Origin of the sequence: Micromonospora sp. CPCC 205539, assembly GCF_036906815.1 — a bacterium.
In the GTDB taxonomy this organism is placed as follows: domain Bacteria; phylum Actinomycetota; class Actinomycetes; order Mycobacteriales; family Micromonosporaceae; genus Micromonospora.
Map to the genome: position 1 here is coordinate 99,924 of NZ_JBAKHW010000012.1, position 24,276 is coordinate 124,199.

Annotated in this window: 22 protein-coding genes and 1 riboswitch; of the genes, 9 read left to right on the plus strand and 13 right to left on the minus strand. The window is 72.6% G+C overall.

The window, feature by feature from the left end:
* Positions 1–9 precede the first annotated feature (9 nt).
* Together V6V47_RS13120 and V6V47_RS13125 are read left to right on the plus strand one after the other, a co-directional pair.
* On the plus strand, positions 10–1,107 hold the full coding sequence (locus V6V47_RS13120; RefSeq protein WP_334628536.1) for a CaiB/BaiF CoA transferase family protein: 1,098 nt from the start codon (positions 10–12) through the stop codon (positions 1,105–1,107).
* A 20-nt stretch (positions 1,108–1,127) separates the two neighbouring features.
* A complete protein-coding gene (locus V6V47_RS13125) occupies positions 1,128–1,403 on the plus strand; it encodes a hypothetical protein (protein ID WP_334628452.1) in 276 nt (91 codons plus the stop codon).
* A gap of 50 nt (positions 1,404–1,453) precedes the next feature.
* Here the strand turns inward: V6V47_RS13125 and V6V47_RS13130 are convergent, their stop codons facing one another.
* Together V6V47_RS13130 and V6V47_RS13135 are read right to left on the minus strand one after the other, a co-directional pair.
* A complete protein-coding gene (locus V6V47_RS13130; protein WP_334628453.1) occupies positions 1,454–2,308 on the minus strand; it encodes a cytochrome c oxidase assembly protein in 855 nt (284 codons plus the stop codon).
* The gene (locus V6V47_RS13135; RefSeq protein WP_334628454.1) at positions 2,305–2,796 is read right to left on the minus strand and encodes a DUF2243 domain-containing protein; all 492 of its coding nucleotides are present in this window, start codon (positions 2,794–2,796) and stop codon (positions 2,305–2,307) included. Before V6V47_RS13135 ends, V6V47_RS13130 begins: the two co-directional genes overlap by 4 nt.
* Before the next feature lie 267 nt (positions 2,797–3,063).
* Here V6V47_RS13135 and V6V47_RS13140 point away from each other — a divergent pair, with 267 nt between their 5' ends.
* Entirely contained in the window at positions 3,064–4,380 is a 1,317-nt protein-coding gene (locus V6V47_RS13140; protein WP_334628455.1) for a DUF2786 domain-containing protein, read from the plus strand.
* A gap of 254 nt (positions 4,381–4,634) precedes the next feature.
* Here the strand turns inward: V6V47_RS13140 and V6V47_RS13145 are convergent, their stop codons facing one another.
* From V6V47_RS13145 to V6V47_RS13160, 4 genes are all read right to left on the minus strand, one after another.
* Complete coding sequence (locus V6V47_RS13145) at positions 4,635–4,808, minus strand: CsbD family protein (RefSeq protein ID WP_334628456.1); 174 nt, start codon at positions 4,806–4,808, stop codon at positions 4,635–4,637.
* 84 nt (positions 4,809–4,892) lie between these two features.
* Positions 4,893–7,157 carry a heavy metal translocating P-type ATPase gene (locus V6V47_RS13150; protein WP_334628457.1) on the minus strand — a complete coding sequence of 755 codons (2,265 nt, stop codon included), beginning with the start codon at positions 7,155–7,157 and terminating at the stop codon, positions 4,893–4,895.
* A gap of 12 nt (positions 7,158–7,169) precedes the next feature.
* Positions 7,170–8,111 (minus strand): hypothetical protein, encoded by a 942-nt coding sequence (locus V6V47_RS13155; protein ID WP_334628458.1) that lies wholly within the window; start codon positions 8,109–8,111, stop codon positions 7,170–7,172.
* 12 nt (positions 8,112–8,123) lie between these two features.
* Positions 8,124–8,333 (minus strand): heavy-metal-associated domain-containing protein, encoded by a 210-nt coding sequence (locus V6V47_RS13160; RefSeq protein ID WP_334628459.1) that lies wholly within the window; start codon positions 8,331–8,333, stop codon positions 8,124–8,126.
* A gap of 95 nt (positions 8,334–8,428) precedes the next feature.
* Here V6V47_RS13160 and V6V47_RS13165 point away from each other — a divergent pair, with 95 nt between their 5' ends.
* From V6V47_RS13165 to V6V47_RS13175, 3 genes are all read left to right on the plus strand, one after another.
* On the plus strand, positions 8,429–8,725 hold the full coding sequence (locus tag V6V47_RS13165) for a metal-sensitive transcriptional regulator (protein ID WP_334628460.1): 297 nt from the start codon (positions 8,429–8,431) through the stop codon (positions 8,723–8,725).
* A 237-nt stretch (positions 8,726–8,962) separates the two neighbouring features.
* Positions 8,963–10,315: a YibE/F family protein gene (locus V6V47_RS13170; RefSeq protein ID WP_334628461.1), complete on the plus strand. Its 1,353-nt coding sequence runs from the start codon at positions 8,963–8,965 to the stop codon at positions 10,313–10,315.
* Positions 10,316–10,481: 166 nt separating this feature from the next.
* Positions 10,482–10,612, plus strand: a riboswitch (cyclic di-AMP (ydaO/yuaA leader).
* Between the two features lie 4 nt (positions 10,613–10,616).
* The gene (locus V6V47_RS13175; protein WP_334628462.1) at positions 10,617–11,636 is read left to right on the plus strand and encodes a coiled-coil domain-containing protein; all 1,020 of its coding nucleotides are present in this window, start codon (positions 10,617–10,619) and stop codon (positions 11,634–11,636) included.
* 54 nt (positions 11,637–11,690) lie between these two features.
* Here the strand turns inward: V6V47_RS13175 and V6V47_RS13180 are convergent, their stop codons facing one another.
* Positions 11,691–12,419, minus strand: a complete 729-nt coding sequence (locus V6V47_RS13180; RefSeq protein ID WP_334628463.1) for a carbonic anhydrase — start codon at positions 12,417–12,419, stop codon at positions 11,691–11,693.
* A 199-nt stretch (positions 12,420–12,618) separates the two neighbouring features.
* On the opposite strand from V6V47_RS13180, the gene V6V47_RS13185 reads away from it, so the two are divergent.
* Both V6V47_RS13185 and mycP read left to right on the plus strand, forming a co-directional pair.
* Entirely contained in the window at positions 12,619–12,960 is a 342-nt protein-coding gene (locus V6V47_RS13185; protein WP_334628464.1) for a helix-turn-helix transcriptional regulator, read from the plus strand.
* A 51-nt stretch (positions 12,961–13,011) separates the two neighbouring features.
* Entirely contained in the window at positions 13,012–14,244 is a 1,233-nt protein-coding gene (gene mycP / locus V6V47_RS13190) for a type VII secretion-associated serine protease mycosin (protein WP_334628465.1), read from the plus strand.
* Between the two features lie 83 nt (positions 14,245–14,327).
* Here the strand turns inward: mycP and V6V47_RS13195 are convergent, their stop codons facing one another.
* The 6 genes from V6V47_RS13195 to eccCa all read right to left on the minus strand — a co-directional run bounded on the left by V6V47_RS13195 (position 14,328) and on the right by eccCa (position 22,701).
* A complete protein-coding gene (locus V6V47_RS13195) occupies positions 14,328–15,671 on the minus strand; it encodes a WXG100 family type VII secretion target (protein WP_334628466.1) in 1,344 nt (447 codons plus the stop codon).
* A gap of 17 nt (positions 15,672–15,688) precedes the next feature.
* Positions 15,689–16,252 carry a hypothetical protein gene (locus tag V6V47_RS13200; protein ID WP_334628467.1) on the minus strand — a complete coding sequence of 188 codons (564 nt, stop codon included), beginning with the start codon at positions 16,250–16,252 and terminating at the stop codon, positions 15,689–15,691.
* 37 nt (positions 16,253–16,289) lie between these two features.
* The gene (locus V6V47_RS13205; protein WP_334628468.1) at positions 16,290–17,864 is read right to left on the minus strand and encodes a S8 family serine peptidase; all 1,575 of its coding nucleotides are present in this window, start codon (positions 17,862–17,864) and stop codon (positions 16,290–16,292) included.
* 83 nt (positions 17,865–17,947) lie between these two features.
* A complete protein-coding gene (locus V6V47_RS13210) occupies positions 17,948–18,226 on the minus strand; it encodes a WXG100 family type VII secretion target (RefSeq protein ID WP_334628469.1) in 279 nt (92 codons plus the stop codon).
* Positions 18,227–18,251: 25 nt separating this feature from the next.
* Entirely contained in the window at positions 18,252–18,560 is a 309-nt protein-coding gene (locus tag V6V47_RS13215) for a WXG100 family type VII secretion target (protein WP_074316322.1), read from the minus strand.
* Positions 18,561–18,738: 178 nt separating this feature from the next.
* Entirely contained in the window at positions 18,739–22,701 is a 3,963-nt protein-coding gene (gene eccCa, locus V6V47_RS13220; protein ID WP_334628470.1) for a type VII secretion protein EccCa, read from the minus strand.
* 168 nt (positions 22,702–22,869) lie between these two features.
* Here eccCa and eccD point away from each other — a divergent pair, with 168 nt between their 5' ends.
* Positions 22,870–24,264: a type VII secretion integral membrane protein EccD gene (eccD, locus tag V6V47_RS13225; RefSeq protein WP_334628471.1), complete on the plus strand. Its 1,395-nt coding sequence runs from the start codon at positions 22,870–22,872 to the stop codon at positions 24,262–24,264.
* Positions 24,265–24,276: the final 12 nt, after the last annotated feature.

The window sequence follows — 24,276 nt, forward strand, 5'->3', positions numbered from 1 at the left end:
CTCGCCGGGGTGCGGGTGGTCGAACTGGCCAGTCTGGCCCCGGCGCCGTTCGGCTGCATGGTGCTCGCCGACCTCGGCGCGGACGTGGTGCGGGTGGACCGGCCGGGCAGCCCGGGTGCGGGACGGCTGGCCGCGCCGACCAGTGGGCCGTTGCAGCGCGGCCGGCGGGTCACCTCGCTGGACCTGAAGTCCACGGCCGGGGTGGCCGACCTGCTGCGCCTGGTCGAGCGGGCGGACGTCCTGGTCGAGGCGTACCGACCGGGGGTGGCCGAGCGGCTGGGCTTCGGACCGGAGACGTGCCAGGCCCGCAACCCCCGACTGGTGTACGCGCGCATGACCGGCTGGGGTCAGGACGGTCCACTGGCACCCCGGGCCGGACACGACATCGACTACATCGCGGTGGCCGGGGCGCTGGAGCCGCTGGGTCGGGCCGGTGAGCGTCCGTACGCGCCGATGAACCTGCTCGGTGACTTCGGCGGGGGCGGCATGCTGCTCGCCGTGGGGGTGCTCGCCGCGCTGCTCGAACGGGAACGCTCCGGGGTCGGCCAGGTGGTCGACGCGGCGATGGTGGACGGCTCGGCGTTGCTCACCGCGTTCCTGCACGGGCTGCTCGGCACCGGCCTGTGGGGCGCGCCGCGCGGGCACAACATGTTCGACGGCGGAGCGCCGTTCTACGACACGTACCGCACCTCCGACGGCGGCTTCATGGCCGTCGGCGCGATGGAGCCGGCCTTCTACGCCACGCTGCTGGCCGGCCTCGACCTCGCCGACGAGTCGGACCTACCCGCCCAGTACGACCCATCCGGCTGGGATGAGCTGCGTCGACGGTTCGCCGATCGGTTCGCCGAACGGAGCCGCGACGAGTGGACGGCCATCTTCGCCGACTCGGACGCCTGCGTCGCACCGGTGCTCGCCCCGGGCGAGGCGCACCGGCATCCGCACAACGCGGCCCGGGGCACCTTCGTCGACGTGGGCGGCGAGATCCAGCCGGCCCCGGCGCCCCGCTTCGGTCGTACGCCAGCGGATCTGCCCGTCCCGGCGCCGGACCCGGACCGGGATGTCCTGCCGGTCGACGCGATCCTCACCGACTGGCCGGCACGCACGTGACCTCCGAGGAGCCGCCAAGCATGGGGACGAGCAGCTGGAAGGGCCACGTCAACGGGCTCCTCTACGGGATCCAGTTCGACCGTACGCTCGACGACGCGGTGGTGATCCGGGTTGCCGACGGGGTGATCGGCGGGCTCTACCCGGGAGACCGGGCGGAGACGTTAAACGCGCTCGAGCAGGCGCTGCGCTTCCCAGGTCCCCTCAACGACCAGGCCGAGACGCACCACAGCGAGGAGGCCATCCGTGCGTTCCTCGGGAGGCTCAGCAGCGCCCTGGCCGCCCCTCCGTCGGGTTGATCAAGAGGTTCGCGTCAAGGATGTGCGCTCTCCTGACGCAAACCCCTTGATCACCGGGCGGGTTGAGCGGGTCGGGCGGGCCGGGCGGGTCGGGGCGGCCGGGGCGGTCGGCGGGGTCGGAGGCGACTGGGCCGGGAGTACCAGCTGGCGAAGAGAGTCACCGCTAGCAGCAGCTCGGCTATGTCTCCGCCGTAGTACATGAGCTGGGCGGCGGACCGGAAAGCCGCCGGATCCGGGTCGGCCAGCCCCGGCGGGAGGGTGCCGGCGTGCGCGTAGAGGTACTTCGCCAGCACGGCGTGACCGGCCGCCGCACCCAGCAACGCACCCAACCGCACGCCCAGCCCCGGCCGGCGCGGTGCCGGATCCGGCCCTACCAGCGACCAGGCGAAGAGGTACCCGGCGGCCAGGTAGTGCAGGTGCAGAGCGTGGTGCAGGCTGGGCTGCCGCTCCGCGGCCGCGTACACCGGGGTGAGCAGCACCAGTGCCAGCCCACCCGTGCTGAGCAGCCCCGCGGTGACCGGGTGGGCGAGCAGGTGCAGCGGGCGTACGCGCAGCAGTCGGCCCACCATCCGACGCGTCGGCGGTGGCGCGATCCGCAGCAGCAGGGTCACCGGGGCGCCGAGCACCAGTCCGAGGGGTGCCACCATCCCGAGCAGCACGTGCTGGGCCATGTGCCCGCGCGGGTCGTGGGCGGAAGCGGCGAGCGGCCCGATCGCGATCGCCAGCAGCGCGCAGCCGGCCAGCCAGGCGGCGGTACGCCGATGGTCCCAACCTCGCTGGTCGCGGACGGCGGCCAGCAGGTAGCCACCGGCCAGCAGGCCCACCACCGCCAGCGGAAACCAACCGGGACCATCCGCCGAGTGCCCCTGGTGGGCGACCGCCGGCAGGTCGAACGTCGCCGTCACCGAGGGCGGTCAGCTGGCGGGCGGGACCGGGCACGCCAGAGGAGCAGGGCGCCGGCCACCAGCAGCAGCGCCGCGGCCACGTTCCACACCACGTCGTACGGCACGAGGTGTACGCCGTAGCGGATCTGGTGCAGCCGGAGCACCTTGTGGTCGACCAGGCCGTCGAAGAGCTGGAACCCTCCGGCGCCGAGCAGCAACCCGCCCCAGACGTACGAGGTTGCCGAGGCGGCCCGCCGGCGCAGGTCGGCGAACCAGAAGAGCCCGCCGACCAGGGCGAGCACCTCGGCGGAGTGCAGCAGCCCGTCGGAGAGCAGGCCCACCGTCGGGGTGGACCGGTCGTAGAAGTGATGCCAGGCCAGCAGCTGATGAAAGATGATCTGATCCACCGCGGCCATCACCCCGATGCCGATCAGGATTCCGGCAAGTGTCGACGAACGACCGTCCGGTACGGCGGCGGCGCGCGCCCCCGGCAGGCTCGAACCGGCCACCACACACCTCGCATCCGCCTCGGATCAGCGCCCGAACTCCCCCGGACTAAACGACCCGCGCCCGACCGAGGCCACGGGCACGGCCGAAGCCTCGGGCACGGGCCAGGGCACGGCATGGTCGACACGAGGTCGCCGACATCGGGGGGTCCGACCTCCGGGGATACCGCCACATCCCGGACCTCGTGTTGATCAAAGCGGGCGGGCGGGCGATAGCGCGCTGGGTAACTGGTGACATCCCCGTTCCACACCCGTCGGACGGCTACCGGCATGATCATTGAGCTGCGGGCGGACCAACCCAGGCCGGCAGCGAACCCGCAGAAGGAGATGCTCGTGCCGGACGCGGACGAACTCGTGGCTGAAGCGCTCGCGGCGGTGCGCGGCACCGACGTACGGCAGGCCGAACGGCAGCTGGACCGGCTGATGGTCGGCACCGGCGCGGCGGACGGTGCGGCGGAGGTGGACGCGGCGTTGCTGCGTCGCCTGGTTCGCGGCGTGGGACGGCTCTGGCCGCGCGGCTGGCAGCCGGTGGACCTGGACCGGATCGCCACCCGGCGCCTCGGTGCCCGCCCGACCCGGCTGGTTCGGGACGCGATGGCCGCGCAGCGGCGGGACCAGTCCGGGCCGGTCCCGGCATGGTGGGACGAGCAGCTCCGCGAGTTGGCCGCCGAGGCCCTCCACGACGACCGGAGCGTGCTGGCCGGCTGGTCCGCGCGGGAGGGGCTGGATCGGGTCGACGCGCTGCGCACGGCGGTGGACACTCTCGTGCTGGTGGAGAGCCTGCCGCCGATCGCGGTGCTGCGCCCGCCGCCGGGCACCTCGGGTGCGGCGACCGCCGACCAACCGGCCCGTGGCAGGTCTGGCTCGCCGATGCTGGACCGGGTACGGGCCCTGCTGGCCAAGGCCGAGTCGACCACGTTCCCGGCCGAGGCCGAGGCGCTGACCGGCAAGGCGCAGGAGTTGATCGCCCGGCACAGCATCGACGAAGCGCTGCTGGCGGCCGGGGCCGAACGCACCGACCTGCCCGGCGGGGTACGGCTCGGCACCGACGCCCCGTACGCGGGGGCGAAGGCGCTGTTGGTGCAGGAGGTGGCGGCGGCGAACCGGTGCGAGGCCGTCTGGTCCGACGACCTCGGCTTCGCCACCGTGCTGGGTTGGCCGGCCGACCTCGTGGCGGTGGAGTTGCTCTACACCTCGCTGCTGGTCCAGGCCACCGCGGCGATGCTGCGCGGGCGGGCCGAGCGCCGACCGGGCGCGGGGCGACGAACGAAGGTCTGGGACGAGTCCTTCCTGAACGCGTTCGCGCTGCGGATCGGCGAGCGACTGCGGGCGGCCACCGAGGCGGCGGACCGGGAGGCCGCCGAGACGGCCGGGCCGGAGAAGCTGCTGCCGGTGCTCGCCGCGCGCGGCGAGGCGGTCCAGGAGCGGCTGACCACCCTCTTTCCCGGCGTCACGCGGCACCGGCTCAGCGTCCGGGATGCCGAGGGCTGGTCCTCCGGCACCTCGGCGGCCGACCGGGCGTCGCTGGACCTCGGCGGTGGCCGACCACCGAAGCAGGTACGCGGTCGGCCGACTCGCGCCGACTGACCCGGCGTGTAACCCCCACGGCGGAAGATTCTGCGATCTTCTTCTGATGATCGGTAGGGAACGGGCGGTCCGCTCCGACCTCCGGTGAGCCGCGCCCCAGACCGGGGTGCGACCGCGACCCGAGGAGCACCGCCGTGAAGTACATGCTGCCGATCTGGAACCGTCCCGGCCGCCGAGCAATGAGCGTGGGGCCGGGCGGACGAAACACGCCGGGCCGGTGAGAGTTCACCGGCCCGGCGTGCGGAAGGCGTACGTCAGCTCTTGAAAGCGTCCTTGATCTTCTCGCCGGCCTGCTTGAGCTTGGCCACGGACTGGTCCGCGCGGCCCTCGGCCTCGAGCTGCTCGTTATCGGTGGCCCGACCGGTGCCCTCCTTGAGCTTGCCGGCCGCGTCCTCGGTGGCGTTGTTGATCTTGTCGTCGATACCCATTGCCAACCTCCATTGCGAGCGTCGCTACGCCATCAGCAATACCCCCGCCGCCGGCGGCCCAATCATCTCGACGAGAGCCGTCCGTCACACAACGTCGTCGCCGACCGAGCGGAACCGGCGCAGCCGCAGACTGTTGGCCACCACGAAGACCGAGGAGAAGGCCATCGTGGCGCCGGCGATCATAGGGTTGAGCAGCCCGGCGGCGGCCAGCGGCAGGGCCGCGACGTTGTACCCGAAGGCCCAGAACAGGTTGCCCCGGATGATGCCGAGCGTGCGCCGGGACAGCCGGATGGCGTCCACCGCGGCGTTCAGGTCACCTCGGACGAGGGTGAGGTCGGACGCCTCGATCGCCACGTCGGTGCCGGTGCCCATGGCCAGGCCCAGGTCGGCCTGGGCGAGCGCCGGGGCGTCGTTGACCCCGTCGCCGACCACCGCCACCGACCGGCCCTCGGCCTGGAGCCGCTTGACCACGTCGACCTTGCCGGTAGGCAGCACCTCGGCGATCACCTCGGTCACACCCACCTCGGCCGCCACCGCCTGGGCCACGGTGGCGTTGTCCCCGGTCAGCAGGATCGGGGTGAGCCCCAGGGCACGCAGCCGGGTCACGGCGGCCCGGCTGGTCGGCCGGACCACGTCGGCGACCGCGAGCATGCCTCGGGCCCGCCCGTCCCAGCCGGCGAGGATCGCCGTCCGCCCGGCGGCCTCCGCGTCGGTCACCGCCCGCGCAACCTCCGGCGGTACGTCGAGTCCGCGCTCGCGCAGCAGGTGGGGCCGACCGACCAGCACGGCCCGCCCGTCGACGGTGGCGGTCACGCCCAGCCCTTCAAGGTTGGCGAAGCCGCTCACCGGGGGCAGCGCCCCGGCCTCGGCCGCCGCGGCAGCGACCGCCCGGGCGATCGGGTGCTCGGAGGCGGCCTCCACCGCGCCGGCGAGCCGGAGCAGCTCTGCGTGCTCCTCCCCGGCCGCCGGCACCACGTCCACCACTGTCATCCGGCCGGTCGTCACGGTGCCGGTCTTGTCCAGCACCACCGTGTCCACCCGCCGGGTCGACTCCAACACCTCCGGCCCCTTGATCAGCACACCGAGCTGCGCGCCCCGACCGGTGCCCACCAGCAGCGCGGTCGGCGTAGCCAGACCCAACGCGCAGGGGCAGGCGATGATCAGCACGGCCACCGCGGCGGTGAACGCGGCGGTCGGCCCGGCACCGGTGCCGAGCCACCAGCCGAGAGTGCCCACGGCCAGCGTGATGACGATCGGCACGAAGACACCGGAGATCCGGTCGGCCAACCGCTGCACGGCCGCCTTGCCGCTCTGCGCCTGCTCGACCAGCTCGGCCATCCGAGCGAGCTGGGTGTCCGCGCCGACCCGGGTGGCCGTGACGACCAGCCGGCCGGCCGTGTTGATCGTGGCGCCGACCACAGCGTCACCGGGACCGACCTCGACCGGCACCGACTCGCCGGTGAGCATGCTGGCGTCGACGGCGGAGGTGCCCTCGTCGACCACCCCGTCGGTGGCGATCTTTTCCCCGGGGCGGACCACGAACCGGTCACCGACGGCGAGTCGGTCCACCGGGATGCGGGTCTCCACCCCGTCGCGCAGCACCGCCACATCCTTGGCGCCGAGGTCGAGCAGGGCGCGCAGGGCTGCGCCGGCGGTCCGCTTCGATCGGGCCTCGAAGTAGCGGCCGGCCAAAAGGAACACGGTCACCCCGGCGGCCGCCTCCAGGTAGATGTTGCCGACGCCGTCGGTGCGGCTGATGGCCAAGCGGAACGGGTGCGTCATGCCGGGCGTGCCGGCGTCGCCGAGGAAGAGCGCCCAGAGCGACCAGCCGAACGCGGCCAGGGTGCCGAGCGAGACCAACGTGTCCATGGTCGCCGCGCCGTGCCGCAGGTTGACCCAGGCGGCACGGTGGAACGGCAGCCCGCCCCAGACCACCACCGGCGCGGCCAGGGTCAGCGACAGCCACTGCCAGTAGTCGAACTGCCAGGCCGGCACCATGGCCAGCAGGACCACCGGCACGCTGAGTGCCGCCGAGACCCAGAGCCGGGTACGCGGACCACGCAGCTCGTCCACCGGCTGCGCGGCCGGCCCGACGGCGGCCGGCGGGGCCGGCAGCACCGCCGAGTAACCGGTCTTCTGCACGGTGTCGATCAGGTCGTCCGGGGTGACGTCGTCGGCGTACCGGACGGTGGCCTTCTCGGTGGCGTAGTTGACGGTCGCGCTCACCCCGTCCATCCGGTTCAGCTTCTTCTCGACCCGGGCCGCGCAGGCGGCACAGGTCATCCCACCGATCGCCAACTCGATGCGATTCGGCGCCTCGGGCAGTGGCCTGTTGCTGGTGGTGGTCATCGTCGCGTCCCGTCAGTTGTGCCCGTGCCCGGGGGCGCCGTGGTCGGCGCTGCCGCTCGGTGCGGGAGCGCCCGGGGTCGGGTCGGCGCCGGCCGGCGTGGTGCCGGCAACGACGGTGAACTCGGCGGTGTGCACCGAACCGTCGTGCCGGAAGTCGAGGTAGAGCCGGTAGCTGCCGGCCGACGGCACCTCGGCGAGGAAGGTGACGGCCGGGCCGGGCCTGGTCCGCCCGTCGCCGGGTGTCCCGTCCGGGTGCACATGCAGGTACGCGAGGTCACCCCGGCGCAGCGCCACCAGGTGCCCGTACGCGCCCAGGTAGGGCTCCAGGTCGGTGACCGGCCGCCCGGCCCGGGTCACGGTGAACGTGAGCGGAGAGGTGCGGCCGGGCTCCGGCGCGCCCGCCAGGGTGACCGTGTAACCGTCGACGGTGGTGCTGGTCGCCGGGGCGGGCAGTGGCCGCTCGGTCAACGCGCCGGGCACGGCCACGTCCACGCCGAGGGTCAGCGGTCGACCCCCGGTGGGGGTGAAGTCGGCGAACGCCCGCCACTGCCCGGGACCGGCCAGCGGGGAGGTGACCCGCCAGGTGCCGTCCGGGCTCAGGTCGGGGTGCACGTGGCGAAAGCCGGAGAGGTCCCGCCGGGCGACGATGAGGTGCATCTGCTTGTCGTGCGCCACGTCGAACCGGGTCACCGGCTGGCCGGACGGACCCCCGATCCGGAAGGCGAACTCGCCGGCCGGGGCGGCGACCGGTTCGAGGGTGTAGCCGCCCTCGGAGACCAGCAGACCACCGGGGATCCGGTCGACGGAATCGTCGCGCTCACCGTGCGCTGCGGTGTCGTGCCGGTTGTCGGCGGACGGGGTCACGGGATCGACCACCCGGCCCATCCCGTACGCCGCGCCGAAGACCGCCGCGAGACCGAGGGCGAAGCCGCCCAGTCTGGTCACCGTGTTCATGGCGGGCCCCGATCAGTCGTCGATGAGGTCGTAGCCGGCCTCGTCGACGGCGGCCCGGACGAGCTCGGCATCCAGTGGCTGGTCGCTGCTGACGGTGACCCGGCCGGCGGCCAGGTCGACCTGGACGTCGTGCACCCCGGGGATGGCGCGCACCTCGGCGCTGACGGAGCTGACGCAGTGCCCGCAGGTCATGCCCTGCACCTGGTACGTCGTGTCGACCATCGGCCTGTCTCCCTTAACCGTCTCGGAACCCATACCCCCTAGGGGTACTGCGAGAACGTTACCATACCCCCCAGGGGTAGGTTATTCTGATCGGCATGACCACTCCCACGCCGATCCGCGGGTACACCGCCAGCAAGGACCAGTTGCTCGCGCGCCTGCGCCGTGTCGAGGGCCAGGTCCGGGGCATCGAGAAGATGGTCGACGAGGACCGCTACTGCATCGACGTGCTCACCCAGATCTCCGCGATCCAGGCCGCTCTCGACAAGGTCGCCCTGGGGCTGCTCGACGGGCACGCCCGGCACTGCATGCATGAGGGTGCGGCCGAGGGCCGGGCCGACGAGATGGCCTCCGAGATGATGGCGGCCGTCGGCCGGCTGATGAAGCGCGGCTGACAGCACGACACTCCGCCACGACCTGCGTCCCCGGGTCGGGCTGGTTAGCATTTCCCACGATGGCCCCCAAATCCACCTGCCCGGTCGGGCGGCGACGACCAGGCCGGGCACTCACCGTCCGTCAGCGGCAGGTCGCCGACCAGCGATCTGCCGCAACCTTCGCCGCATTCCCGCGACGGCGGTGAACCGACCGGCCTGCCGGCACGTACCCCGCACTGGATCGTTGGGAGTCACGCATTGGGTTCCGACCATGGCCGTACCGCTCCGCCCGCCCCACCCGGGGTCCGGCGGATCCTCGTCGCAACGGTGGTGCCCCTCTTCATCGCCACCGTGCTCGCCGCCGTGGTGCTCTGGCCACGAGGTGGCGCGGCACCGAGCGACGGCGGCGCCGACGTGCCGCGCCACCACGGCACGGCCGTCCGGGTGGTCACCGTGCCCTGCCCACCGACACCACCGGGCACCGAGGGCACCCCGGGCGCCGGAGCCGGGCCGTGCGGCACGATCACCGTCCGGGTGGACGACGGGCCGGCGGCCGGCCAGCAGGTCGACACGCCGGTGCCGGACGGCCCCGGCGCCCCGCGAATCGAAGCCGGCGACGACGTCATCCTGGTCGAGCTGACCGATCCGACCGATCCCACCGCCAGCACCTGGCACATCGCCGAGCATCAGCGCGGTACGCCGCTGGTGTGGCTGGCGGTGGTCTTCGCGGCCGCGATCGTCGCGTTCGGCCGCTGGCGGGGCCTGGCCGCGCTGGGCGGTCTGGCCGCCAGCTTCGCCATCCTGCTCACCTTCGTGCTGCCGGGTATCGCCGCCGGTCGGTCGCCCCTGCTGGTGGCGGTGGTCGGGGCCGCCCTGATCATGTTCGTGGTGCTGTACCTGACGCACGGCGTCACCGCGCAGACCTCGGTCGCGGTGCTCGGCACCCTGGGCAGCCTCGTGCTGACGGGCGTCCTCGGCACCGTCGCCACCGCGGCCACCCACCTCACCGGCTTCGGCAGCGAGGACGCCACCACGCTGTCGATGTTCCAGGCCAACGTCGACCTGCACGGCCTACTTCTCGCCGGGATCATCATCGGCTCGCTCGGTGTGCTCGACGACGTGACAGTCACCCAGGCGGCCACCGTCACCGAGCTGGCGAACGCCAACCCCGGGCTGACCCGGCTCCAGCTCTACCGGGCAGCCACCCGGGTCGGCCGGGCGCACATCGCCTCCACGGTCAACACCATCGTGCTGGCGTACGCCGGCGCCTCGCTGCCGCTACTGCTCCTGCTCACCGCCGATTCGCGGCCGGTCGCGCAGATCCTGACCAGCGAGTTCCTCGCGCAGGAGATCGTCCGCAGCATCGTGGCCACGCTCGGCCTGATCGCTGCCGTCCCGCTGACCACCGGGCTGGCCGCGGTGGTGGCCGCTGCCGGCCGGCCCGGCGACACGCCGACGGTCGAGGCCCCCGCCGGGCCGTCCCGGGCGGAGGCACTGGCCGCACTGAGTTCACCGCGCGCGGGTCGGTCCGACCCGGCCCGGTCCACACCCCCCGCCACCGCCATCGACGCGTGGCCAGACCCGGACAGGAGCACGGAGACGGCATGGTGACACTCCTCAGTGTGACGAGGTGGGGCATTCGCCCTGAGAACCGCGTCACTGGTCACGCAGCGCCATGGCGAAATGACGCTTTTAGTCGGCATCTGGACGTAGCTCAGGCGAAGGACTCTCGGGTAACCTCACTGCCGGTCACCGCCGAAGGCGCGAAGCGGCGCCTGCGGTGCCACCGCCCAATCGCCGCACGGCGAGCCGGGGACCCAGGCACGTGGGGTGAATCCGCGTCAGCGGTAGGGGCCACTTCCGCCCCGAACCCGTCAGCTAACCCGGTCGGCGGTCGACGGAAGGGAACACTGTGACGGCACCCCTACGCCGCTGGTCGACACCCGTGGTGGCCGTGATCGCCGCATTGACCGTGCTCGTCGGCCCCCTCCCGGCGCACGCCGCCCCGGCGACTCCGACGCCGTCCGGGCACGAGGAGGACGGCGAGCCCCAACTGCTCACCGACGTCATCGAGAAGACCAACCGCGAATACTCGGCGGCCAAGTCCAAGCTCGACAAGTCCAAGCGCAGGCAGGTGGAGCTGGGCCAGGAGGTGGCGCGCGCCAACGCCGACCTGGCCGCGTTGGCCCCACAGGTCGGGCAGATCGCCGCCCAGTCGTACCGGACGGGCCGGATCGGCGCCCTCGCGATGCTGCTGGAGAGCGACGCCCCTGACTCGTTCGTCCAGCGCGCCGCGGTGCTCGACGAGATGAACATGGTCAACGAGAAGAAGCTCTCCGAGGTCAACACCGTCAAGCAGCGCGCCGAGCAGGCCAAGCTGGCCCTCGACACGGAGGTCCGCGAGCAGCAGAAGCAGGCCGCCGTGATGGCCAAGCAGAAGTACGAAGCGGACAAGGCGCTCTCGCTGGTCGGCGGCAAGGGCTTCACCGGCGGTCTGGTGTCGGCCACCTCGCCGGTCGCCAAGATCGGCCCGGGCCGCACCGCCGACGGGGACTGGAAGTCCGAGTCGTGCAGCGAGAAGGACCCGACCACCTCCGGCTGCGTCACTCCCCGCACGCTGCACGCGTACAAGGAGGTCAAACGGGCCGGCTTCAACCGGTTCGTCGGCTGCTACCGCTCCGGCGGGCCGTGGGAGCACCCGAAGGGCCGCGCCTGCGACTGGTCGCTGCAGAAGAGCGGCTTCGCCCCGTGGCACAACGACGACACCCGGATGTACGGCAACAACGTCGCCGCGTTCCTCATCCGCAACGCCGATCGACTCGGCATCTACTACGTGATCTGGAACCGACAGATCTGGTTCCCGGCGACCGGCTGGAAGTCGTACAGCGGACCGTCGAACCACACCGACCACGTACACATGTCGCTGCTCTGACCCGCACGCTCCGTCGAGGGCCGTCCCGCTTCGCGCGGGGCGGCCCTCGCCGCGTCAGGCGGCGGCGTGCGCGGCCGGGTCGGTGGAACCGGTCAGTACGTCGAGCGGAGCGGCACCGGCCGGTACGGCGGTCACCGGGCGCACCACGCCAGCGGCGAGCCGGTACGACACCCCCACCACGGCACAGCGCCCCTGCGCCACCTCGGCGGCCAGCACGGGCGACTGACCGAGCAGCGTCTCGACGGTCTGCGCGATGTGGACGTCGACGATGCCGTCGATGTCGTCCACCCCCTCGGCGGCGGCCCGCCGCAGGCTGGGCAGTACGGCGTCGACCACCGCACGGAGATGCCCGGGGGGCATGGTGCCGGTGGCGTCGGACTCCCGGGCAGCCTGCACGGCGCCGCACGAATCGTGGCCGAGCACCACCACCAGCGGGGTGCCGAGCACGGTCACCGCGTACTCGACGCTGCCCAGCACCTCGGGGCCGGCGGTGTGCCCGGCCGTGCGGACCACGAACAGGTCACCCAGACCGCGGTCGAAGATGATCTCGGCAGCCAGTCGGGAGTCGGAGCAGCCGACGATCACCGCGAACGGGTGCTGTCCGTCGGCCACCGCTGCCCGGTGCCCGGCGTCCTGGTTGGGGTGGTGCGGGGCGCCGCTGACGAAGCGCTGGTTGCCGGCGGCCAGCTCGGCGTACGCGCGGGCCGGATTGGCCGGCACCGACACGGAGTCGGTGGTGCGCTGCGGACCTGGCTGACCGTCGGGCGTACCGGGAAGACTCATCCCGCACCTCGTCTCGTTACGTTTGGCCTGCTCAGCCGCATGGTCAACTGGGTCGGCGGCGGGCGCTGACCCGGCTCCACGGTCACACGCACCGCAAGATGCGTCAAGATATGCGTGATTTAGATTTCATACGTTGGCCCCGCCGGTCCGCCGGCAGCGCCCGACAGGGCAGGGCGGGAACCGGAGAGGCGGTGCCACGATGGCGAGCACGGCGACGGGCGGCAGCGACACCGGCGGTGGCCGGAACTGGACGTTCCTCACCAACCACGGGCACGTCCTGTTGGCCATCGCCCGCGACCCCACGGCTCGGCTGCGCGACGTCGCGGCCGAGGTCGGCGTGACCGAGCGGGCCGCGCAGGCGATCGTCGCCGACCTGGAGGCGGGCGGCTACCTGCACCGCACCCGGGTGGGGCGGCGAAACGAATACACGCTCAACCCGGCCGGCCGGTTCCGGCACCCCGCCGAGGACGACCGCGAGGTCGGCGATCTGCTCGCGCTCTTCGCCGAGACGCCCGAGGACCAGGCGGCCCGCCGGTCCTGATCGCCGTCGTCCGGGCCGATGCCCGTCGGGGCACGGCGGTAATCTCTGAGGGTGCGCGAATGCCTGCCGTTGAGCGCGACCACCCCGACCCGCCGCCCAATCCGGACTGTCCTCAGTGGGGCGCTGGCCGCCCTGCTCGGCGCTGCCGTGGTGGGCCCCTCTCCAGCGGTCGCGGCACCGCCCACCTGCGGGCCGACCGGCGGCAGCGCCCCGGTCGAAACGCCGTGGGCGCTGCGCCGACTGGAGCCGTCCGCCGCCTGGCCGTTGACCCGGGGCACCGGGATCACGGTCGCGGTGATCGACTCCGGGGTCTCCGCCATCCACCCGCTGCTCAAGGGGCAGGTGCTCGAGGGCAAGGACTTCAACAACCTGCCCGCCCACCAGGGCCAGTGTGACCAGGCTGGGCACGGCACGCTGGTGGCCGGGATCATCGCTGGCAAGGAGGGCACCGGCGCGCCGTTCAGCGGCATCGCACCGGCGGCCCGGATCCTGCCGATCCGGGTGCTGCCCAGCATCAAGGGCACCAACGACGAGGGTCTACCCGGGGAGATCGCCAGGGCCATCGACTATGCGGTCGACAACGGCGCCGATGTGATCAACCTGTCCCTGGTGACCGAAAACCGCCCCCAGCTCGCGACGGCCGTCGAGCGCGCGCTCGCCAAGCGGGTGGTGCTGGTCGCCGCCGCCGGTAACCGGGGGGAGTCGCAGCAGGACCGGACGGCCTACCCGGCCGCCTACCCCGGGGTCATCGCGGTCGCCGGTGTCGACGAGCAGGGCGGCCACGTGGACAGCTCGGTCAGCGGTGGCTATGTCGACATCGCCGCGCCGGGGTTGAACATCGTCGGCCCGGCACCCGCCGGGCCCGGCTACCTCGCTGAGCCGACGGGCGGCACCAGCTTCGCCTCGGCGTACGTCTCGGGGGTGGTCGCGCTGGTTCGCGCCGCCCACCCGGATCTCACTCCACAGGAGATCGCCGACCGCATCGAGCGCACGGCCGACAACCCGCCGGAGGGGCACAACGCGGAGCTCGGTTACGGCGTCGTCAACCCGTACCGGGCGGTGACGAGCCTGCTGGGCACCCGTACCAACCCGCCCGCCGGCCTACTCCCGGCACCGACCGGGCCGGACGACCCCCTGAGCTGGCAGCGCACCGCCGCGATCTGGACGGCCGCGATCGGCGGCCTGCTGGCCGCGTTGTTGCTGGCCGCCCGACCGATCATCATGCGGGGCCGCCGCCGCGGTTGGCGCCCGGGCCGGCGCACCGACTCACCCGTCGCCGGCTGACCGACAGCCCGGTTTCCGGGTCGCAAACGCGCGCACCACGACGCCGGCCGGTCAGAGCCGTCGGCGTCGTGGTGCGCGAACGATCAGCGCAGGATGCCGGGGGTGCCGTCGCCGTCGGCGCCCCAGACGTCCTCGTCCTCCTCCAGCCAGGTGTTGCGGGCCGACTCCTCCTCGGCGCCGTACCCCGCACCGGCGCCCATCCCGGCCATTCCACCGGCACCCCGGGCTCCCGCGCCCCGGGCTCCGGCCCCGGCACCCGCTGCACCGCGACCGGTGCCGCCACGGCCGGCACCGGCACCGCCAGCGACGCCGCCCATGCCGGGCGCCATGCCGCCGCCCAGCTTGCCGCCCGCGCCGCCGACGCGGCCACCGCCCCGGCCGCCACCGCGACCGGCGCCTGCGGCGCCGCCGCCCATCATCGGGCCCATGTTCGGGGAGACCGGCCGGCCGAGTGCGCCGCCGCCTGCGAGCATCCCGGCGCCGCCGCCGCCACCGCCGGCGCTGCCCAGGCCGCCACCGCTGCCGAGACCGCCGGCGCCACCCAGGCCGGAGGAGCCCAGGCCGCCGGAGCCGAGACCGGGCGTGCTGCCACCCCCGGCACCCGCCAGGCCGCTGCTGTATTCGTCGTCCAGACCGCCGCCGGTCGTGCCCGGGTAGCTACCGCTGCCGGAGTCGTACCCGCCCGAGAGGTCCGGATGCGCGCCGGAGCCGCCGGACAGGCCGCCGGTGTCCGGGACGCCGGTCGAGCCGATGGAGGGCTTCGCACCCAGCTCACCGACGGAGGGGTTCCCGCCGATGTCCGGCACCTTGCCGCCCCCGCCACCACCACCGCCGCCGCCCTTGTCCAGATTCGGAATCTGCTGCGTCGGGTCCTTGACGCCGTACGGGCTTGCTTCACCCGGCGTGCCCGGGGCGATGTTCTGGTAGTCGCCGTTGACCCGCTGGAAGACGCCGGCTGCCTCCTCGGACCGGTCATTGATCCAGTCCGCGATCGCGGTCACCGGGTCGAGCCAGCCGAGGAAGTCCGGTCCCACCTTCGCCTCGAAGAAGCCGACGCCGAGGGTCAACTTGGCGTTGCGCGCCTCCAGCACGTCGTTGACGCAGGTCGCCGGGATCGGGAAGTCCTGCTGAGCGGCGGTCAGTTTGTCGGCGGCGCCCTTGAGTGACTGGACGATGCCGCTGCCTTCCTCGGTGTCCGCGACGATCTTCCCGGTGTCCTTGGCGATCTGCTCGACGTGGCCCTTGAACGCCTCGTACGCCGGGCCCTTCCAGACCGTGCCCAGATCCTTGATGTTGGTGTCGAGACTCTGCTTGACGTTGTTGAGGTTCTTGATCAGCTGTTCCCAGCCGAGCGCCGCGCTCGTCACATCGCCCGGCCGACCGTCGATGACGACCTTCTGGCACATCTCTTCCCAGCTCAGGCCCATCTGCCGTCCTCCCCGTTCTAACGGCCGTCGCCGTTGCCGGCCACGTCGCCAAAGACCCGCTGCATGTCGGCGGCGGACATCCTGTTCTGCTCTTCCGCCGTTTCGTAGTTCTGCTTGACCTGGCGCAATGCCTCGGCCGCGTCGTACAGGCTCTCGGACAACCGCCGCACGCCGGCCTCGGTGGTCTGGTAGAGCCCCTGGTGCTTGGCGGCCAACCGGGTGGCCCAGTCGAACCCGCCGAGCGGGCTCGGCTGGCCGGCAACCGCGCCCGCACCGCCGGCCGCCGCGCCGCCCATCAGGTCCTGGATGTCGACCATGTCGTACGAGAGCTTGTTCAGGTACGCCGCGTGGGTCTCCAGCCAGGTGATGGCCGAATCCAGGCTGGACGCGTCCCATTCGGTCTTGACGCCGGCTTCGCCCGGAGCGGTTACCAGGCCGTCCGGCGTCGCGGCGTGGTTGACGTTGTCGACCTCGAAGCCGGTCACGGCCAGCCCCGGCGTCGGAACCGCCCCTGCGGGGATCGGGATGTAGAGATTGTCGTTCACGTACCGTTCCGGCTGCGTGGTCCTGTCGTCCGTCATCGGTCCCCTCCCCGAAACCCTGACTGGTGGTCTGCGCTTACTGCTGCTGCGGGCCGGGCGGCGGCGGGATCTGCCCCGTGCCACCACCTGGCCAAGCGGACCCGGCCGGCGGCGGCGCGGGTTGAGCCGGCGGGTAACCCGGCGTGGGCTGACCCGCCGACGGCGGATAGCCCGGCGGTGGGTACCCCGGCGTGGGCTGCCCCGGCGGCGGGTACCCGGGTGCGGGCTGGCCCGGCGGCGGCCCGTACCCGGGAACGGGCTGGCCCGGCGGCGGGCCGTACCCGGGAACGGGCTGGCCCGGCGGCGGCCCGTAGCCGGAGACGGACTGGCCTGGCGGAACGGGCCCCGCCGGTGTCGGCCAACCTGCCGGAGCGGCGGGCCAGCCCGGCGGCGGCGTGCCCGTGGGGCCGGCGACGGCTGCGCGCCGCTTGCGACGGCGCAGCACCACCAGCAGGATGATCAGCGCGATGATCGGAACGGCCAGGCAGAGGCCCACCTGGACGATGGCACCGGCCTTGTTGGTCACGCCGAACTCGACCGCCGGCCCGTCGTCGTCGCCGGGCCGGGCAGCGCCGGGCCGGGTCGGGCTCGCCGCTGCCCCTTCCAGCAGCGGGTTCGCCGTCACCGCCGGCACCGAGCGGCTCAGCGCGGCGAGCGGGTCGATGACGCCGAAGCCGTACTGCGGGTCCCGACCGTTCGGCCCGGCATCGCGGGCGGTCTTGATGAGCCGGTTGACGACATTGGCAGCGTCGAGCTGCGGATATTTCGCGCGAACCAGCGCCACGACCCCGGAGACGATGGCGGCCGACCTGCTGGTGCCGCTGGACACCGTGTAGCCGTTGGGCGAGACCGCCTTGGGAGACGGAGCGATGATGTTTTCCATCGGTGCGGCCAGCACCGTCTCGGGACCCTGCGCCGACCCGGTGAAGAAGCTGCCCCGCTTACTGAGCCCGGAGACGGCGATGACGCCGGGAATGTTGGCGGGCGGAATCACCTGCCGGTCACCCTGCTCGACGTTGCCCGCGGAGGCCACCACCACGGCATCCTTGCTGAACGCGTACTGGATGGCGTCCACCAGGCCGGGGGCGGCCGGCCCCCCGTCTTCGCTGCCCAGCGAGAGGTTGATGACATCGGCGCCGTTGTCCGCGGCCCATCGGATCGCCAGGACCAGGTCGTCGCCGTTGAAGCGGGCTCCCATCGAGACCGGAAGGATCTTCGCGGCCGGCGCGATGCCCAGTTCCCGCTGCGCGCCACCACCACGGCCAGCGACCACGCCGGCCATCGACGTGCCGTGCCCCTTTTCCAGGTCGTCGTCACGCCGGCCGTCCGGGGCGGACGCGGCGTTCACCCCGTGCCCGGCCAGCACCTGGCCTTTCAGGTCGGGATGGTTGGCGTCCACGCCGCCGTCGATGATCGCGACGACGACGCCCTTGCCCTGAGTGGTCTTGTGCGCCTGGGGGATCTTGAGCGAATCGAGATACCACTGCAGGCTACGGACCGTGTCCGCCGCGTGGGCCGGTGCCGGCACCACCGCGCTGGTCAGCGCCGCGCACAGCGCGAACGCAGCCGCAGCGGTGACCCGAGCCGATCGGAATGGCTTCCCCGTACGCATCGCTCTCCCACTACCTGTGCCGACGCCAACGCAATGCGGCTCCGGTCCGGTCGAACCGGACCGGAGCCGCACCGGTGATTGTCTCAGCCCCACACCTTGGAGTTGCTCATCTCGGTGGAGACGTAGTTCTCCTTGGCGATGCCGACGGCACCACCGATCTCGTTCAGGACGCGGTTGATGTCCCGGACCGACGTGTCCCACTTGGCCTGGTGCTGCTCGTAGGCCGCCCGGTCCTCGCCGTCCCACTGGAGCTTGGACAGCATCGACCGCAGCGTGTCGAGCTTCTCGTCGATGGTCTTCGAGATGGCCTGCATCTGCTGGTTGCTGCTCTCGAGGACCGCGTAGTCAACCTTGATCGTCACGACTTCCTCCTCTGCTGGCTACGGATCACGGGTTGAGAGCAGAGTGGAACTTGTCCAGCATCTGCTGCTGCTCTTCGTCGTTGACCTGGTGCGTCGTACCCGACTTGTCGAGCAGGTCAGCAATGCTGTCCATCGCCGTCAGCAGGTTGACAGTGTCCTCGTTCCAGCGCTGCATCAGCGACTGGAAGCCCGTGGACGCCTGGCCCTTCCACGCCATGGCCAGGTCGTCGACCACGTTCCACAGCTTCTTGAGCTCGCCGTCGACCTCGCTACGCGTGGACCGCACGTCACTCGCGGCGGTATGCAGAGTCGCAGCTTCGACCTCGAACGCCATGCTTCACACCCTTCCGTCATGTTGTGGTGGCGGCTTCGCCGCACCCCTCCCCCGCGGCAAGGCAGCAACACCCCACCGACGGACACTCCAGTGAAGACGGTAACCGAACCAGTCCAGCTCCCGCAGCCCTGACCCGGAGTGTTCATGGATAGTGGTGAATCGGGTGAGTCCGACTCCGTCAGGAGGGCTCGGACCACGCGGTCTGGATCAGCTGCTGGCCGTCACGGCGGCGGACGAGAGTGCCCCGGCCGGGCGGCTGCGGGCTCGGCCGCAGCGTGCCGAAGACCGCACCCTCCTCCCGGTTGCCGGACATCAGCAGACCTGGCGAATCCAGCTCACGGAGCCGCTGCAGCACCGGCTCGTAGAGCGCCCGGGAGATGCCGCCGACCCGGCGGGTGATGATCAGGTGCAGCCCGATGTCGCGGGCCTGCGGCAACAGCTCGTGCAGGGCGCTGAGCGGGTTGCTGCCGCCGGAGGCGACCAGGTCGTAGTCGTCCACCAGGATGTACAGGTCCGGGCCTTTCCACCAGCTGCGGTCGCGCAGCTGGGCGGTGGTCACGTCCGGTCCGGGCAGCCGGTTGTTCAGAGCACTGCGGATCGAGCCGAGCCCCTGGGCGAACGCCTGGTTGGACGGGGCGTAGTCCAGCAGGTGGTCGCCTTCCACCGCGCCCAGCAGTCCACGCCGGTAGTCGGCGATCACCAGCCGGGCCTGGGCCGGCGTGTACCGCTCGGTGATGCCTCGGGCGATCAGCCGCAGCAGGTTGGTCTTGCCGCACTCGGCGTCGCCGAAGACCGTCAGGTGCGGCTCGTTGGCCAGGTCCAGGTAGACCGGCGCGAGCGCCGACTCATTGACGCCGACCGGCAGGCCGGGCGCCGACCGGTCGATGATCCGGGACAGCTCGGCCACCGGCAGTCGACGCGGCAGCAGCCGTACCTTCGGTGCCGGCCGGCCCGGCCAGTTGCTCGCGACGTGACCAGCCAGGGCGATCGACGCCTCGCTCAGGTCCTCGATGTCCCGACGGCCGTCGATCCGCGAGATGGCGGTGAGGAAGTGCAGCTTGTCCCGGGTCAGACCTCGACCAGGCGACTTCTCCGGGACGTTCGTCGCGGAGCGGCGGTCGATCTCGGATTCGGACGGGTCACCCAGGCGCAGCTCGAGCTTGGTGCCGAGCAGGTCCCGCATGTTGATCCGGACCTCCGCCCAGCGCACCGCCGTGAGCACCACGTGCACACCGAAGCCGAGGCCCCGGTTGGCCAGCGTGGTGATGGTCTGCTCCAGCTCCTCGTAATCCTGGCGCACGGTGTTCCAGCCATCCACCACCAGGAACACGTCGCCGAACGGGTCGTCGGCGAACTCGCCGGCGGCCCGCCGCCGGCGGTAGCTGGCCACCGAGTCGATGCCGTGCTGGGCGAAGCGGGTCTCCCGGTCGTCCAGGACGGCCACCACCTCGGCCACCGTGCGGCGCACCGCCTCGACGTCCCGCCGGCCGGCCACCCCGGCCATGTGCGGCAGCCGCTCCAGGCTGCGCAGCGCGCCACCGCCGAAGTCCAGGCAGAAGAACTGCACCTCACGGGGCGTGTGGGTGAGTGCCAGCGAGGCGAGCAGTGAGCGCAGCATGGTGCTCTTGCCGCTGAGCGAACGGCCGACGATCACCACGTTGCCGCCGGCCCCGGCCAGCTCGACCATCATCGGGTCGCGGCGCTGCTCGTAGGGGCGGTCCACCACGCCGACCGGCACCGTGAGGCGCCCCCGGCCCGGCCAGGACGCGGTGCACAGCCCGTAGGTCGGATCGACAGCCAGTGGGCCGAGCAGCTCGCCCAGGCCCGGCGGATCGGCCAGCGGCGGCAGCCACACCTGGTGCGCGGGCCGGCCCCGGCCCTTGAGCTGGTCGATCAGCACGTCGAGCATCGCCACGGCCTTGCCGTCGCCCGGCTGCTCCGGCTCGGGGGTGGTCTGCACCGGCAGCAGTGGGGCCTGCTCGGGCATGAAGTCGAGGCCGTACGGCACGATCCGGCGCTGCACCAGGGCCTGCGACGCGGACGCCTGCTGCCCCGGCGCCCGGTACGGCCCCGAGACGTACGCGGCGCGGAACCGCAGCATCGTGCTGGTGTCCGTCTTCAGGTAGCCGTGCCCCGGCGCGTTCGGCAGCTCGTACGCGTCCGGCACGCCGAGCACGATCCGGCTCTCCACCGCCGAGAAGGTACGCAGGCCGATCCGGTACGACAGGTGGGTGTCCAGGCCGCGGAGCTTGCCCTCCTCCAGCCGCTGACTGGCCAGCAGCAGGTGCACACCCAGCGACCGGCCCAGTCGGCCGATCATCACGAACAGGTCGATGAAGTCGGGCTTGGCGGCGAGCAGTTCGCTGAACTCGTCACAGATGATCAGCAGGCTGGGCATCGGCGCCAGCGGCTCGCCGGCCGCCCGGGCCTTCTCGTACTCGAAGCGGGAGACATAGTTGCCGGCCGCGCGGAGCAGCTCCTGTCGGCGCACCATCTCGCCAGCGAGCGCGTCCCGCATACGGTCGACCAGCGGCAGCTCGTCGGCCAGGTTGGTGATCACCGCGCTGGTGTGCGGCAGCGCCTCCAGCGAGGCGAACGTCGCGCCACCCTTGAAGTCGACCAGGACGAAGTTCAGCTCCTCCGACGAGTGGGTCACCGCCAGCGCGGCCACCACCGTACGGAGAAGTTCGCTCTTGCCGGACCCGGTCGCGCCGATGACCAGGCCGTGCGGGCCCATGCCCTCGTGTGCCGACTCCTTGAAGTCCAGGTCGACGATGTTGCCGTCCGGACCGACACCGAGTGGGATCCGCAATCGGTCGCGGTGGCCCCGCGGGCGCCAGGTCTGGTGCACGTCCACCGCGGCGGCGTCGCCCACGCCGAGCAGGTCGGGTAGCTCGGTGCTGCGGGCCAGCGGCTCCTCGCTGCTGGCCTGCTGCTGGGAGAGCCGGAAGGGTGCGATCTGCCGGGCCAGCCCCTCGGCGGCCTCGGCGGTCAGCCGGTCCGGCTGACCCAGCCGGGACGACGAGCTGCCCCGGACCAGGTCGAGGTTGGTGCCGTCGCCCACGTCGAGGCAGAGCAGCCAGCGGCCGGCGTCGCGCGGCACCGTCCCGGAGAGGTCGATCAGGGTGGTGCCGAGCAGACCCTGGCCCACCAGCTGGCACGTCGGCGCGATCTCACCGCCGTCGAGCACCACGACCAGGTGCGGAGCGGTGGTCAACGGCTTGGCCTCGGCGGCGAACCGGGGCCGCCCAGCCAGCTCGCCGGCGAGGGACTCCTCGGCCTCGGCCAGGCTGGCGAAGACGAGCCGGCGGGCACCGGCGGCGTCCGTACGGCCACTGTGGTGCGCGTGTGGCAGCCACTTCACCCAGTCCCACGCGGACTGCCGGTCGGGCGCGGCAACCACCGCGAACACCAGGTCGTCCGGGGCGTGGAAGGTGGCCAGCTGACCCAGCGCGGCCCGGGTCAGATCGAGCACCGGCTCGCGGTCACCGCGCAGCACCACCCGGCTGAACGCCCGCACCGACAGCGCGGTCGGCAGGTCCGGGACGGTGGAGTGCGCGCGGACGAACCGGCGCAGCGCGATGGCGCTCATCGGCTCAAGGTCCTCGACCGGCTTCGTCTCCGGCGGAACGATCTCGACCGCGAGCCGCTGCGGCCCGAGCGCGATCCGGGTCTCACCGAAGTCGTCCTCGGTGATCCGTCGCTCCCAGAGCCGCCGGGAGGCCGCGATCGACCAGAGCGCGTCGGGCTCGGGGTGCCGCCAGGCCATCGCCGCCCGCTGCTGCCCCGCCGCGCGCCGGGTGCGCTTGCGCATCTGCGCCAGGTAACGCATGTAGTCGCGGCGGTCGGCGTTCAACTCGGCCTTGTCGTTCCCGCCGTTGCTCAGCGAGCCGATCGCCATGCCGAGCATCGACACGCCGAACAGACCGCCGGCGACGTACGTCATCATGCCGCCGCCCCGGCCGGCGTAGAGGAAGGCCATCGCGCCCACGCCGCAGACCATCGGCAGGATCATGAGTAGCTGCCCCATGCCTCGGGGCGTCTGCTCGGGCAGCTCAGGCGGTGACTCCAGCAGCACCTCGCCGCGCGGCAAGGCCGGCCCCGGCTGACGCGGGAGTCGGCGGAACACCACCGTGCTCACGGCTGTCTCCTCCCCAGAAGCGGCCCTTTTGACGTGCCGCCGCGGACCGGAGTCCTCGGGTGGGCATCGTACGTGCCCGTCATCGTAGGTAATCTCCCGTGGGCGCGGTGCACCCGCTCCGCGCGGCACGGCGGCCCGCTGATCGCAGAAGGACACCAGGAGGCCACAGTGGCGACGAAAACGGCGACCGGTGGTCTGAGCCGGATCACCATCGTGGCACCCCGTACCCGAATGGATCTGGCGCTGCCGTCGGACGTGCCGATGGCCGACCTGCTGCCCACTCTGCTGCGCTACGCCGGCGAGGACCTCGCCGACGACGGCGTGCGGCACGGCGGCTGGGCACTGTCCAGGTTGGGCGGTGCGCCGCTGGACGGCGGCCGTACCGCCGGTCAGCTCGGCGTCCGTGACGGTGAGGTGCTCTACTTCAACCCCCGGTCCGCGGCCGCACCGGAGATCGTCTTCGACGACGTGGTGGACGCCGTCGCCACCGCGACCAACCAGCGCCCCGGCGCGTGGCAGGTCGGGGCGACCCGTTCCTTCGCGGTCCTGTTCGCCGCGGTGGCGCTCGGTGTCGGCGCGCTGGCGGCGCTCTTCGCCGGGCCGCCGCATCTGCCCGGCGCATTGGCCGCCCTGCTGGTCGCGGTGGCGCTGCTGGTCGGCGCGGCGGTGCTGTCCCGGGCCGCCGGCGACAGCCGGACCGGCGCGGTGCTGGCCATGGTCGGCCTGGGGTACTCCGGCACCGCCGGTCTGCTGCTGCTCGCCGGTGACCGGCCGCTGACCGATCTGGCCAGCCCACACGTCCTGCTCGCGGGCACGGCCGTGGTGGTCGGTGGGGCGGTGGCCGCGCTGGCGGTGGGCGACCGGTACCCGCTGTTCTTCGGCGCGATCGGGGTCGGCGCCGCGATCGGCGTGGGCGCGCTGCTCTGCCTGGCCTTCGGGATCGACGCGCCGGCCGCCGCCGCGGTGGTGGCGGCGGTGGCGTTCGGCGCGGTGCCGGCGCTGCCGATGGTGGCCTACCGACTGGCCCGGCTGCCGGTGCCGTCGATCCCCACCGGCCCGGAGGACCTGAAGACCGACAGCGAGTCGGTGGACGGGCGGCACGTGCTCCAGCTCAGTGAGCGTGCCGACCAGTTCCTCACCGGCCTGCTGTGGACCGTGTCGCTGCTGGTCCTCGGCGCGCAACTGGTGCTCGCCGTGGACGGGCGGCTGGCCGCCGTACTCCTCTGCCTGGTGCTGGCCCTGCTCTCCCTGCTGCGGGCCCGCCCGCTGCTGGGCCGGGCCCAGCGCACCCCGGTGCTGCTCGCCGGCACGGTCGGGCTGGGCCTGGCCGCCGCGGCCACCTTCGCCAACGGGTCGCAGCCCGTCCGACTCGGCCTGATCCTCGGCGGGCTGCTGCTGGCCGTGGTCAGCTTGATCTACGGCCTGACCGTCGCCGGCAAGCGCATCTCCCCGGTCTGGGGCCGGCTGCTCGACATCGTCGAGATCATGCTGATCATCTCGCTGGTGCCGCTCGCCGTCTGGGTGTGCGGCCTCTACGGCTGGATCGTCAACCTGCGACCCTGACCGGCCGGTCGC